11 protein-coding genes are annotated in these 13,336 nt (G+C 34.3%); all 11 read right to left on the minus strand.

Features of this window, described 5'->3' with window-relative positions:
- Position 1 precedes the first annotated feature (1 nt).
- From H4J59_RS14065 to H4J59_RS14115, 11 genes are read right to left on the minus strand one after another with little or no spacing between them, the layout of a single operon-like run.
- A complete protein-coding gene (locus H4J59_RS14065) occupies positions 2-1,645 on the minus strand; it encodes a heparinase II/III family protein (protein ID WP_182240348.1) in 1,644 nt (547 codons plus the stop codon).
- Complete coding sequence (locus tag H4J59_RS14070; protein ID WP_182240350.1) at positions 1,642-3,780, minus strand: bi-domain-containing oxidoreductase; 2,139 nt, start codon at positions 3,778-3,780, stop codon at positions 1,642-1,644. The genes H4J59_RS14065 and H4J59_RS14070 overlap by 4 nt, the downstream gene beginning before the upstream one ends.
- Positions 3,781-3,795: 15 nt before the next feature.
- Positions 3,796-4,569: an AglZ/HisF2 family acetamidino modification protein gene (locus H4J59_RS14075; protein ID WP_182240352.1), complete on the minus strand. Its 774-nt coding sequence runs from the start codon at positions 4,567-4,569 to the stop codon at positions 3,796-3,798.
- Positions 4,569-5,186, minus strand: a complete 618-nt coding sequence (hisH, locus tag H4J59_RS14080; RefSeq protein ID WP_182240354.1) for an imidazole glycerol phosphate synthase subunit HisH — start codon at positions 5,184-5,186, stop codon at positions 4,569-4,571. Before hisH ends, H4J59_RS14075 begins: the two co-directional genes overlap by 1 nt.
- The gene (locus H4J59_RS14085; protein WP_182240356.1) at positions 5,183-6,322 is read right to left on the minus strand and encodes an N-acetyl sugar amidotransferase; all 1,140 of its coding nucleotides are present in this window, start codon (positions 6,320-6,322) and stop codon (positions 5,183-5,185) included. The genes hisH and H4J59_RS14085 overlap by 4 nt, the downstream gene beginning before the upstream one ends.
- 59 nt (positions 6,323-6,381) lie before the next feature.
- A complete protein-coding gene (locus tag H4J59_RS14090; protein WP_182240358.1) occupies positions 6,382-7,545 on the minus strand; it encodes a glycosyltransferase family 4 protein in 1,164 nt (387 codons plus the stop codon).
- Positions 7,542-8,156: a CatB-related O-acetyltransferase gene (locus tag H4J59_RS14095; protein WP_182240360.1), complete on the minus strand. Its 615-nt coding sequence runs from the start codon at positions 8,154-8,156 to the stop codon at positions 7,542-7,544. Before H4J59_RS14095 ends, H4J59_RS14090 begins: the two co-directional genes overlap by 4 nt.
- A complete protein-coding gene (locus tag H4J59_RS14100; protein ID WP_182240362.1) occupies positions 8,149-9,438 on the minus strand; it encodes an O-antigen polymerase in 1,290 nt (429 codons plus the stop codon). Before H4J59_RS14100 ends, H4J59_RS14095 begins: the two co-directional genes overlap by 8 nt.
- Entirely contained in the window at positions 9,435-10,466 is a 1,032-nt protein-coding gene (locus H4J59_RS14105; protein ID WP_182240364.1) for a glycosyltransferase, read from the minus strand. The genes H4J59_RS14100 and H4J59_RS14105 overlap by 4 nt, the downstream gene beginning before the upstream one ends.
- Before the next feature lie 8 nt (positions 10,467-10,474).
- Positions 10,475-11,458: a glycosyltransferase gene (locus H4J59_RS14110; protein ID WP_182240366.1), complete on the minus strand. Its 984-nt coding sequence runs from the start codon at positions 11,456-11,458 to the stop codon at positions 10,475-10,477.
- Complete coding sequence (locus H4J59_RS14115; RefSeq protein WP_182240368.1) at positions 11,448-12,746, minus strand: lipopolysaccharide biosynthesis protein; 1,299 nt, start codon at positions 12,744-12,746, stop codon at positions 11,448-11,450. Before H4J59_RS14115 ends, H4J59_RS14110 begins: the two co-directional genes overlap by 11 nt.
- Positions 12,747-13,336 lie beyond the last annotated feature (590 nt).

Consider the following 13,336-nt stretch of genomic DNA (forward strand, 5'->3'; position numbering starts at 1 on the left):
ATCAATCCTCTATTATACGAATAACAGTATTTAATTGGCTATCAACTAAATCCATTTTAAATTGTTTATTATTAATGCTGACACCAAACTCAGGGTGATATGTACCATCTGATATTTGAATACTGCTTGTACTGTGAATAGTTAACTCAACTTTGTTTTTAGTTATTAAACTCACTACATGATCAGAAACTCTTTCAACTTCAATACTTGGATGAATATGAAAAAAAGCATCAGCCTGATTAAATTGACCAGTTAACTCATCTTTAACCTGGATCTCATTATTATTTGCAGTAAAACTTCGTGAGTGAGTAACTTTACCTTTTAAACGTTTATAACCGTCATGTTGAGCTTGCAAGCACACCTCGTTAGCACTTTGACTAACGTTTAATAACTTTGCATAAGCTCGACGGGCAACTCTAAAGCCTGACCATACTTCTGAAGAGTCTTCATCATCTACAGCAACAGTATTATGAGCTGCTGTTTTACGCTGCCTCAATCGCTCTTTACTCACACCATATAAAGAGGTTCCTGAGTTAACAAATACACGTTCATTTCCAACCGATAATTCAAAACTTAACGTATCAGCATGTGCATGACCCGGCAAATAATCAGGGCCTACATTTGCATGATCAATTATCAAAGTATAAAGAGGTGAAGATACTCTACTATAACCACTTTGCTTATTTGTGATCACCTTAGGTAAAATATCAACAACGTTTAAACCAATGGATTTAGCATAATCAAAAATTTGTTGAGGCTTAGCAGCAATACCTATGGCTGAGTCGTTAAAAAAACTCACTTCGCCATCAGGGTGGATCATGCTTTTTAACCAGTCTAGTGCTTTAGTCGCTACTTTCTGCCAGTATGGTAATCGCTGCATGAGCTTTTCATTTTGACTTGTATTAGCCAAGTCGATTAACTCAAGTAAATCCCATAATAATATTTCATGGTACATTGGCGAGAGTTCAAAATGTGCACCGTCTTCTAAAAACTGCTCAGGTATTTCTCTATCAAGAAGCTTCAAACCTAAATCTAGGTATTGTTCAGCATCTCCATTGGGAATATAACAACTAACAAAAGTTAACGCTTTAGCATTAGCAAAAAGATGATTGCCTAATATATGATATTCAAGCTGCTGCGATAGAGCATTTGCTTGTTGTAACATACTGGAGAGATGTTTCTGGTCAACATTATCTTGCTTACTAAACCATTTAACCCAATTTACCAACCTTAAGGAAAGCGGGTACGGCTCCCATCCATTACCAGAACAAGCAGGATTTTCTACTATCCACTTATTAATAAAGTTGTAATGAATGTGTTCACGCTTAACGTAATCACTTGAGTTTAAGTCATCAAAATAGTGAAGGTTATATAACCAGAGCTTTTCTTTCGCGGGGTCATTCCAACTTAATATAGAAGTTACTGTTCCATCAAGAGATAAGAACCTAACACTGCGATCATCTAAAATGCTTTGATTATAAATAGCAGGGCCATTCCAATTCCATATGAGTTTTGAAAGTGGCACGATAACTAATGGTGCATTAGGCTTTTTAAAACGGTATAAAAAACGAAACCAAAACTGTTCAAACTTCAAATATTTCAAGGTATGAAATATTTGAAGTGTTTTTCTTACTTTAGCTATCATTGTTTTCTAAGTTGCTCTGCAATCTCAATTGAAACTTTAGCGACTTCAAAAATTTCTTCTGCGGAAATAGGTGCTGGAGTACCATTTTTTATTGAGTCTAAAAAAAGCTTCGAACAAAGGGTTTGACCCTTGTCTTGCTTCCAAAGGTTCATTTTCTTAAACCCTTTCCAACCAAAGCCTTTTAATTTTACAAAGTTATCTAATTGCAGAATTTTACCCGCGGCAAAAACCTCTACGCGCTCTTTTGGAAAGCTTGCAGCGCCATTTGCAAAATAATGAATGGTTCCGAAAGACCCATCTTCAAAACCTAAAATAATGGCAGCTTTATCCTCTGTTACCTCAACAGCATCAGTATCGCCCATTCTTCTTGCTTGTACTGATATAATTTCACTACCTGCCAAATAACGCATCAAATCAATAAAATGGCAAGCTTCACCAATAATACGACCGCCCCCAACTTCATTGTCTTGAGTCCAATGATCACTAGGTATATTTCCTGCGTTCATTGTCATAACAAAAGATTTCGGCTCTTTTATAGGCGTTAATAACGCTTTCATTTTTTGTATTTGAGGGGAAAAACGACGATTAAAACCAAGCATTAACTTTGGTGGATTGGTCGATTCCTGAGCTTTTTCATAAGTAGACTTAACCTCAGATAGCTCTTCTAAACTAATAGCGAGAGGTTTTTCAACAAAAACATTTTTATTCGCTTTCAATGCTTCATTAACAAAGTAGCTATGGCTATTATGTCGCGTCACAATAGCAATAGTATTAACTTTATCGTCATTAATCATTGCTAGTGTGTCTGTAGTGGCTTCGGCAAAGCCTGACTTATCACCATGAATTACACCATTCACGCCACCAGAGGTCGCGATACTATGCAGTTGTGCTCCCGCATTTTTAAAAGCGGGGATTAATACACGTGAAGCATAATTACCAGCCCCAACAAAACCAACAACTGGCTCAGATTTGCTATAACTGGGTGCTTTGTTTAATTTCACTACACTTAAATGGCGTGTTTGTGGCTCGGAGGTAAACTGCAATAATATACCTAATGCAGTTTTGTCAGTTGTGAGTAACTCATAAGCGTCTGCAGCTTTTTCAAATTCAAATCTATGAGTAATAAGCGGCTTAACATCAAGCTGACCACCTGACATCATATCTAGAATCGCTTCAAAGTTCCGTTGTTCCGTCCAGCGAACAAAAGCAAGAGGGTAATCATTACCTTGCTCTTCGTAACTAGTATCATAACGGCCTGGGCCATAAGAACATGAAACCTGAAAAGTTAATTCTTTTTCATAAAAGTCAGCGCGGCTTAATTCTAAGCCGACCACACCAACCAAAATAATTCGGCCACGTTTACGACTCATACGTGCAGCCTGTGTAACCGGGTCATTCGATTTAGTAGAAGCTGTGATAATAACACCATCAACTCCCACACCACGGCTAAACGCCATACCAACAGATACAGGGTCTTCACCTTCCCCAGGGTTACAGGTTTCAGCACCAAATGTTTTAGCCATGTCTAGTTTAGATTGGTCAAAATCAATGGCCAATACTCTACAGCCTTGTGCTCGTAGCATTTGTACCGTTAATAGACCAATCAATCCTACACCCGTCACAACAAAGCATTCACCCATCGTTGGCTTAGCAAGTCGTATACCTTGCAAACCAATACTTGCAACAACGGTAAAAGCAGCCTCTTCATCGGAGACGTTCTCTGGAATTTTTGCACATAAATTTTTAGCCACACGCACGACATCAGCATGTGGTCCATTTGAAACGACGCGGTCACCAATTTTAAAATCATTGGTGTTTTTCCCTAAAGACTCAATAATTCCAACATTACAGTAACCTAATGGTAAAGGCTGTGCTAACTTACTCTTAACGGTATCAATCGTTGTCATCAAACCATCTGTTTGTACTTTTTCAAGTACCATTTTCACCTTATCAGGTTGTTGACGCGCTTTATCAATAAAATTTGCTTTACCGAAGTCAACTAACATTCGCTCTGTACCAGCAGAAATAAGTGTTGTAGTTGTATTAATAACTAAATGACCTTTCGAGGCTTGAGGAGAAGGAGCCTCAACAATACTTGAGCCACCTTTAGCCATGTCTTGAAGAATTTGTTTCATTATTTTAAGTCCAATTTAAATTTTTGCTATTTCTCTAATTTTTTGAAGAATGGTTTGAGGTAAGTAATTAATTAACACTGCTTTATATCGTCCTTTGAATACGAAAAGGCTCCCTGCAGAAGCCCCAATAACTTTGAATTTTTCAACTAGTTTCAATATATCATCCGAGCTACCAGCTCCTCCTAGTATCGTTAATGGGACATTCGATAAATGACGAACCTTTTCGGCCAGATTCATATCATAGCCTTTCATAACGCCATCATTATCTATAGAGTTAATCACTAGTTCACCAATGCCGACCTCTTCTAGTTCTTGAATAATAATATCTAGTTTTTTCTTAACCTTCTTCTTACCGTTATGGGTATAAACCTCATAACTTCCAAACATGCTTTTCTTTACATCCAGCACAACAACAACACTTTGCCTTCCAATAATTTCAGCCATCTCTATCAGGAGTTTTGAATTAGTTAATGCTGAACTCGACACTGCAACCTTTTCAACACCAAGCTTTATAATTTTTTTAGCTTGCTCTGCTGTAGTGATTCCCCCACCATAACATAAAGGCATCCTGCTTTCGTTTGCCAAGTTTTCGATCATTTTATAATCTGGCTCAGAGCCAGTTATACTTGCATCGATATCTAAGACAATTAATTCATCAACTTCCTTTTCATTAAAGATTTTGACAGCATTAATTGGATCACCTACGTATTTAGGCTCTTTAAACTTAACCGTTTTAACTAAGCCTTTGTTATGAACTAATAAACAAGGAGATACTCGGGATCTTAACATTATACTAATTCCGCAAAATTTCTAAAAAGGTTTATACCATTAGAATGACTTTTTTCAGGATGAAATTGGAAGCCAAATATATTTCCTTTACTTACCGCACAAGTAAATTCTTTACCGTAAGTTGCCTTTATTAGAATATCGTCAGCTACATTACAATCAAAATAATAAGAGTGTAAAAAGTAAAACCCTTTATCATTATCTATATTACTCAAAATTGAGTGTGAACGCTGTGTTTCAATTTCATTCCACCCCATATGAGGCAATTTTGGCTTAAGTTTAATATCATGTTCATCAAATTTTTTAACTGTGGCATCGAACCAACCTAACCCTGCCAATTCACCTTCATCACTGCTTGCTGACATTATCTGCATTCCGACACAAACGCCAAAAACCGGTATATTGTTTTTTAAAACCAAGCGATCTAGTTCACTGCGCATTCCAGACTCATTCAATTGAGTCATTGCTTCATCAAATGCACCGACACCTGGCAGTATTATCTTATCTGCTTTAAGTAAATCTTCAGGGTACTTAGCAAAAAAAGACTCTACTTTTAATTTATCATAAATGTTTTTTATCGCCTGTATATTACCTGAGCCATAATCAACAATAGCGATCATCGTTTACCACCTTTTTCTAAGCCAAGCTTACGCATGATCTTAGCGCCCCAGTCATAGATAGACTGCTGGTTTTTATAATCTTTATAGGTTTTATTCGGCGCATCTAAATACCCTTTTAATTCAGCTGATGTTATACCTAATTTGTTCGCGATATAATTAAAGTCATCATCAATTGTTTCGGGATCATATGCCGGGCTTTTCAGTTTTTCTAAGGCTTCTTCACGCTTCATTTGCCCAGTTACAATTAAACTAGAGTATTGTACTTTGCGAGTATCATAGCCGAATTTTTTATATAACCAATAAGCCTCATAGAACCGAGTAAAGCGCGATTCAAAATGCTTTTGCGCATATCTTTGATAGCCGAGATTATCTACTAAAAATTGAGTCGCTTCTTCTTTGTCATACGGCATAAAATCCAAGGGTCTATAAAGCTTAATGCCTTTAATATAAGGTAAATAAATTTTATGCCAAAGAATATTGGTTAAAGGAAAATTATTCAGCTTTTTTGTACCAAATTTTTTCTGTATATCTTTAATTTGACGTGCATCGGATTGAAAATACATCCACTCAAGTGGATTCCTAATACACTCAGTTGAATAATTACCACCCGTTAAGATATGCTTAATTTTATGTTTAGCTGCAAATTTATACATGGTTGCGAAAAAAGAATGATCTTGTGGGGTATCTGTATGTGACACTCCAGCCTTAAAAAATGACAACTGCAAGTCTTTCATTTCTTCCCAATCAATGACCTCTGTATAAAGATCAAGCTCGAGACGATCTACTATTTGTTCGATATTATGCACAGCTTGTTGAGAGTTCCAACCAGCATCGACATGAAAGACTAAAGGTCTTAAACCTAGCTTCTCTTTTGCAAGATAAACTAAATATGAACTGTCGATACCACCACTCATACCAATAATGCAATCAAAGTCTTTACCTTCGCCTTCTTTCTTTATGTCATCTGCAATTTTTGATATCTCAGCCCAACCTTTATCATTAGGGTTCCATTCAGGCTCTATATCTTTATAGAATGTATTACAGTGGTCACAAACTCCATTTTCATCAAAAGTTATTTTACTGTCTGTGGTATCCATAACACAATTTTTACAGACTGTTTGTTGTTTGATATTCATAAAAAATACTCTTAATTATTAAGCGCAAGTCCAAATAATATCTTGCGCCTATTCATTGATTAATTTAGACCTATGGCTTTTTTAGCAATCTCATTATAAGAAAAAACTAATTTTCCTTTTGTAGTAGCAACAGCTAACATCCTATTTAATAATTCTTTATTTGATACTAAAGACATGAGAGTTGCCTTAATTTCTTCATTATCCCCTTTATCTAATAGGATACAGTTTCCACCTACATCCACATGCGTCATTCCATCCCATTTTTTAAAGACAGAGGGAACCCCTAAACCCACTGTTTGTTCCCATAAAACAGAATGGGTCCCTGGAAAAAAAGCAACATCAGACGAAAGAAGATAATTGCATATATCTTGTTGAGATGACCAACCAACAAATACAACATTTGTTTTTTTACTTAAGTCTTCAATTAAGATTTTCATATCTGGTGTAGGAGTGCCAAACACTAATAGTTTTGTGTTTTTTAATTGAAGCTCACAAAAGGCTTCAATTAGGTTGTGTATTTTCTTTCGCTCATCAATTTTACCACCAGTCACGATTAAGAAGTCATTATCAGCAATGCCCAGTTTAGTGCGAATATTATTTCTTATTTCTGTTTGACTGGCTTTCAAAGGCTTTGTGTCATCATAGCCCATAACAAGTAAATCAATCTTTTTCTTATCAATTCCATATACATCCTCTAAAAACTTAGATCTCAAAGGAGTTACACCAAAAAACATTTCAACATAAGGTTCAATTCTTTTTGCACACCATTTATAAATTACTTTGTGTAAGATATTTTTTGAAACCCAGTTCTTACCACTATTTATAAAATCTGTATGGCAATCTGAAAATATTTTGGTATTGGGATGTTTTTTAACAAAATCGATGATAGTTAAAACATCCAAAAATTGAATATCATGAAGAAAGATAACATCGGGCTTAAATTCTTCAAGTTTTACTTTAAGCCCGCGATAAAGACGTAACTTACGTACTATGACCTTAGGTATCCAACTGGCATAGGGTAAACGACAAACAGGGATACCATGTTCGTTTATGTAACTTTCAGCTTTTGAGTAACCAAGAGTTTTATCAGCGAGGTAATTCTCTGTAGAAGCAACAATAAAAACATCATGACCTTGATTTTTATGGGCTTTTGGTAATATATTCTCTTGGTACCCATAATTATCAATATAAAATGCAGCTAAGCAACAATGCATAATTCTCATTTTTTTAACGACTCTAAAAATAAAATTGGTTTTTTAACTAAATGACTTGAATTTTGTAGTTCAGATTCATCAATATCCCACCATTCACTCTTTAATAATAGAGTTTTAAGCTCAGCGTCAAATCTTGATTTAATAATTTTTGCTGGGCAGCCTGCAACTATTGAGTAAGCAGGGACATCTTTTGTGACTACACTCCCCATTCCAACAACTGCTCCCGTTCCAATATTAACACCTTGCTTAATTAGTGCATTTTGACCGATCCATACATCATGGCCAATAGAAACTTTTTTAGGTGTTACCCGTTCATGTGAAGAGAACTTGGCTTTTACACTATCTCTTCCTGAATAAAAAACAGGGGAAGTCGATAGCCAATCAGTAGGGTGCATCCCACCACCGATTACAACTCCATTTGCAATAGAACAAAATGATCCAATATCAGCGTTAGTTATTTCACAATTATATCCACAAAATGAATGTTTTCCCATGACACTATTAATAAAAGAAGTCCCAGATTCTACCTTTGATGTCCAATGAACTTTACTGTTTTTTATTGCTGATAACCTAATTTTCTTTAGAGCTTTGTGCATAATATATAGTAATTTATTATACATATTTCACCTTAACTTTTGTATTAATGAATAGAGCAATTAAGAATAAAAATTTTATTCCTAATGAAGAAGGAAAGTAATGCAATACTTTAATATTCATAACTATGATTGATAAGCATAAAAACAATGTTGCAAATTTTTCTGCATGTACAGAACTTTTTATAAAGCTATATAAGCAATAAAAGCACAGCAAAGAGAACGCTAAAAATCCCCCCACTAAGCCCCCACCGAATATAACCCTGACATAACCAATATCAGAACTCAAAAATGGTAACCCTGGGTCTCTGCCATAATTACCGTTTCCAAATAGTAAATGCGATTCAAGTTCGGGTAAAAAAAACATGCTGCTAAGATCTGTAGTAGAAGTAGATGATAATGTTCCAGATGAGCTAAAATTAAGTATGATTTCAAATACTCTAAAAAAGAGTTTAGAGTATTCACTTTGGCTTAATATAAAAAAGGTAAGTACAAGAAAAAAAATAGCAAATACTAACAAGCTTAGAGCTCTTAATGTAAATTTTTTATTTATAATATGTATTCGATTACCAGAATAAATAAGTACTAGCATTAACCCTATAATTATTATTATGAAGCCAGTTCTACCTGATAACATAACTGATAACACTAGAACTCCAAATGAAATAATGTATAACAAGTATGAGGAAATAGTCATAGTTTTCGACTGATGCAGGAATAAATACACACCTATAACGAAAGCACTTGCTTGAATAAACGATAAGCCATCACCGCCAGCCGTAGTTAGCCCCGGCGAACGATAGTTCAGCTCTAAAAACTCTACTCCTACTTCGTTAATGTAAACAAAGCTATAAACGATATTTCTCACAACTTCTGAAAAAAAAGTACTAAGCATTATTAGAGCGTGAAATACGCCAACCAGAAATAGTACCATTAAAAATAACTTGCAATTATTGCCAAACCTCTCCTTGAAAATAAAAACAAGCTCTCTAACTGCAAAAAAAGATAAAACAGCCAACACAAACTCAATTAAAACCACAAAGTCAAAGTTTTGAAAAAATATACCAATGGTTATAAAGTACATGAAGGGTATTAAATATACTAAAAGAAGACCTATTTCGTCAAAATTGAAATAATTATTCTTAAAGCGGCATAAATTTTTAAAACAAAGAAAAAATATGATCAAAAACGGTATATTTATTACAATTCCTGAAAGAATTAAGTAAGGGGAAAAAACATACAAAAAAACCAAGTTAAAATACAGAAAGAATTCAACCTTTTTTCTCAGATTAAAATTTAATGCAATCACTTACAATTCCTAATCAATTGATTTCCTAAAGTACCCCAATGGTGGTCGTAGAGAAATGATTGGTATTGCTTTTCATCTATAGCTTTACAACATTCAATCGCACAAGCTAGGTTAGTGAACTCTTTATTTAAAACATACCCTAAGTTATATTGATTAATTAAAGTGGGTAAAAAACCTTTGTTCATAGTCAGAACAGGAATCCTTAAACTACTAGACTCATACACAGTGTAAGGAACAGAGTAATCGGAATAAACCCGAAAATAAAAATCAAAGTTATTCTTTATAAATTCAAAGGAAAAGCATGTGTATCTCTCGAACAGTATTATTGCTTTATTTTCTCTGTAACTATCTAACAGCTTTATAGATCGCAATGAATTATCAAATTCTCCTGCCACTACAATAACTACTAATTTGCCTATCCCCTCGAAAGCTTCAATCAGTTTAATAACATAGTCAAAGTGTAACGATTTTTCCGCAGGTGAGCCCGTAATAATTATCTTTACAACCCCCTCCTGGTTAAACAGCTGATGCTTTAAAAGTGTATTTTTTGCCTCTAAGTCCATTTCTTGTTCTATGTTTACTTGCCCAAACGATATACCACACACCTTAGTTGTGCCTAATATTCGCTTAGCAAAAGGAAGCAATAACTGGCTGGTAACAAAAATATTATCACTTGCTTTGATTACCATCCACCGTCGTATTCTTGTTATGAACTTAAAATTTACAATACTTTCTTTATCAACATTATGGCATACCCAGAACACTCTTATTCTGAAAATAAAACAAAGCACAATTACGCTGATTTCGCTTATCAACCTTAATATAGTTCGTAAGGCTGATGGGTAATCGTTTAGATATCTAAAAACAAAAAAATCAGGTGTTTTTTTATTTTTAATAATATGCAATAACAGCTGGAGAGGTGATAAAATTTGAGATCCGGCTAACGGAATCAAATCCACCTCTGGTGCACAGCTTTCTTTCCAGTTTAATGATTTATTATCATCTTTTTGAATAAAACCTTTCAACATTTATTTACCTAATATAAATTTAACAAAACTAAGGCTTTTCGTTTAACACGTAAATAGTTATAAAAACAATACTTAGAAAAAACTTGCAAAGCTTTGGCCGGGTGTGGACTACATTGCCATTGATTAAAATGGATTAACTCTTCTTCTAGAGCTTTTACCCAGCGGTCAGATATTTTATCATCAGTATAATTTTCAAAAGCTTCTCTTCCATTTTTAACTAAAGTGTGATTAAGCAAGGGGTCAGAAATCAATCTACTAACCGCTGCAATAAAGAGCTCCTCAGAATCAGCTTTTAAGTAATTTTCTCCATCAATTCCCACCTGCTCATAGGAAGAATCAGCCCCACCAATAAATGGCACACCTGCCTTCCAGGCATTCAACAGCTTAGTGGGCGGTTTTTGTATATGCTTCCTTTTATCGAAGTCTCTAATGCCGACTGCAATATCAATCTCCCTATAGTCATTCCAGTTGTTAGGCCCCTTGACGTGAACTTTCACTTTATTGCCAAAATTTCGTTCTAATGCAGCTACTAAATCGACAGAATTTTCGACTAAACCAAAGAATCCCAAATTTACTGAATTATTCGAAGTAAGCAAATTTTCTTTCCTAGGTATAAGCCCGGCTTGACTCCAAAGTGGTATATATGCAGATGAAAATGGTATTTTATGGGCTTCGTTTTGAATTATATTTAGATCACCTGGATAATATACATAACGGTCTAGAATTATCACGATGCAATAATATGTATATTTTTTTTCCAGGTTAACATAATCATCGACGAATATAACATTTATAGCGTCTTCTAAAGCGCTTTCAGAAGAAGTCAATCTAATGTTATTTTTATATTCGCTTAATCGGACAAATGTTTGAATAATCCAAGCCCATTGACCATTTGATATAAATCCCCACTCCTTATCCAAGTCACCTTTAAAATTTTGATAATTTGCATATTTTCCATTTTTTGGAATAACAAAATTAATGTTAGCAGTCACAATGAAGATTCCTTTTTTTTATATATATTAATTTTAAAATAAGCGTAATAAAGGCTTGGAATGCAATGCAATATAATGCAGCATCGACTCCCCACTTAGGGATAGTTATATAAAAGCCAATAATCAATAAAGTATTAGCAAATAATAGAATTAGTACATTTTGCTTAACATAACCAAAGGCAATAAATAGGGAGTGATAAGAAGTGAATATCGCATCAAGCGACTTTACAATCAAAGCCAATAATGCAATTGGGATAAGTGCTCTGTAACCTTCCCCTAGAATTAAGATTACAATATCACCTAAAGCAAAATACCCTAATAAAATTACAACAGCAGAAGCTGAAAACAGCTTTATGCTAACTTTATTTGTCAAAGTTATTGCGGCCTGAATTGTTCCCTTTGAAATATTCCTAGCTTGAATTGGATAAATAGATTGGTAAAGAGGGCTTACAAGCCTGCCTACCATTGCCATAACTTGTTTAGCCAATTTATATAAGCCAGCTTCTTTTTCACTTGTCAGAATACCAACAAACATAACATCCAACTCTTTCGCAGGCAGATCAATAAGCCCTGAAAGATTGGTCCAAAGCACAAAGTGCACAAGTTTTTTATTAAAACCAAGGCCTGCTGAAAATGGTTTTTTAGAACCTGTTACACTATTTAATAATATAAAAGCGTAGAAAGTAATCAGCAAGTTTAATAAAATATCTGTTCCCCCCCAGATAATCAGGTAAATGAGCAAACCTTGCTCTAGCACGAATGCGATAAACGTTAATATAAACTTTACGATTGCTGAAATAACAATAATCTTAGCTTGAAGGCTATGTCTATTTAACAAACGAAACAACCCTATGCCAAATGATGAAAATTTAAACAACATAGAGCATGAATAAATTAATATCATAAAATATATATCATTATTCCATTCAAAATAACTACAAAGTGGTGCCGCTAGAAATATTGCTAACAAGAAACCTATCAAGGCAGTGAAAATATCAATAGAAAAACAAAAAGCAGATACTTTTTGAATTTCCATTTTTTTCTCTGGCTCATCCAGGGAGGACTCTTGAGCGATAGATCCAAATTTTATTAGTGCTTGCCAACTTTGAAAATTAACTAATTTATCGATTATTAACAAATAACTTGTAATAATTGCAAAAATACCAAAACTTTCTAAACCTAACCCTCTTGCAACCATCCCTATACTGATAAATCCTAAAATCGAAGCTGTGAGTGTTCCGCCTAGTAAAACCAAAAAAGCTTTCTTTAAATTATTATAATCACCCATATCTAATTTATTATATCCATTTTTTATTACAATTCTCGCTATATAATTCTAGCCCTTATATATCAAGGCACTTCATGCTGTTTTCATGAACGCTGTATACTCCTAATAGCCATAAATCGTCATCATCCCAAATAAAAGGATTTGATCAGAATCTATAAAAAAGTCAAGAAAAATTTGTGACAAGTGTCAAGGCTATAGCCTTAAAGACATAATATGCTCCATAGAGTGCCTAGTGGGGATGCCATGGTTAAAATCCCTGTATACCTTCAAACAATCAAGTTGAGCTTACCGAAAGATACTAATAGCGGCCTTGCTTCGTACCAAAAAGAAAAGCCGCTATTGTTAAGAAAATAATATCAGCTAATTCCTATTTTCTATTTTCTATTTTCGCCTAGTCGGTGACCTTCAGAACTTTCAATTTATTGAAATTATAACATGATAAATAAATAGTGTTGATTCTGATATGATCATCCCCTACCAATAAATTTCAAAATTTATTTATTATACTGTATCATTTTTATGAAATACGCGATTTCGCCCTGATACAGTTACATATAACTGACCACTATAATTGATTATCAACTGCTTTT

It is taken from the genome of Colwellia sp. MB02u-10 (assembly GCF_014077185.1).
Taxonomy (GTDB): Bacteria; Pseudomonadota; Gammaproteobacteria; order Enterobacterales; family Alteromonadaceae; genus Cognaticolwellia.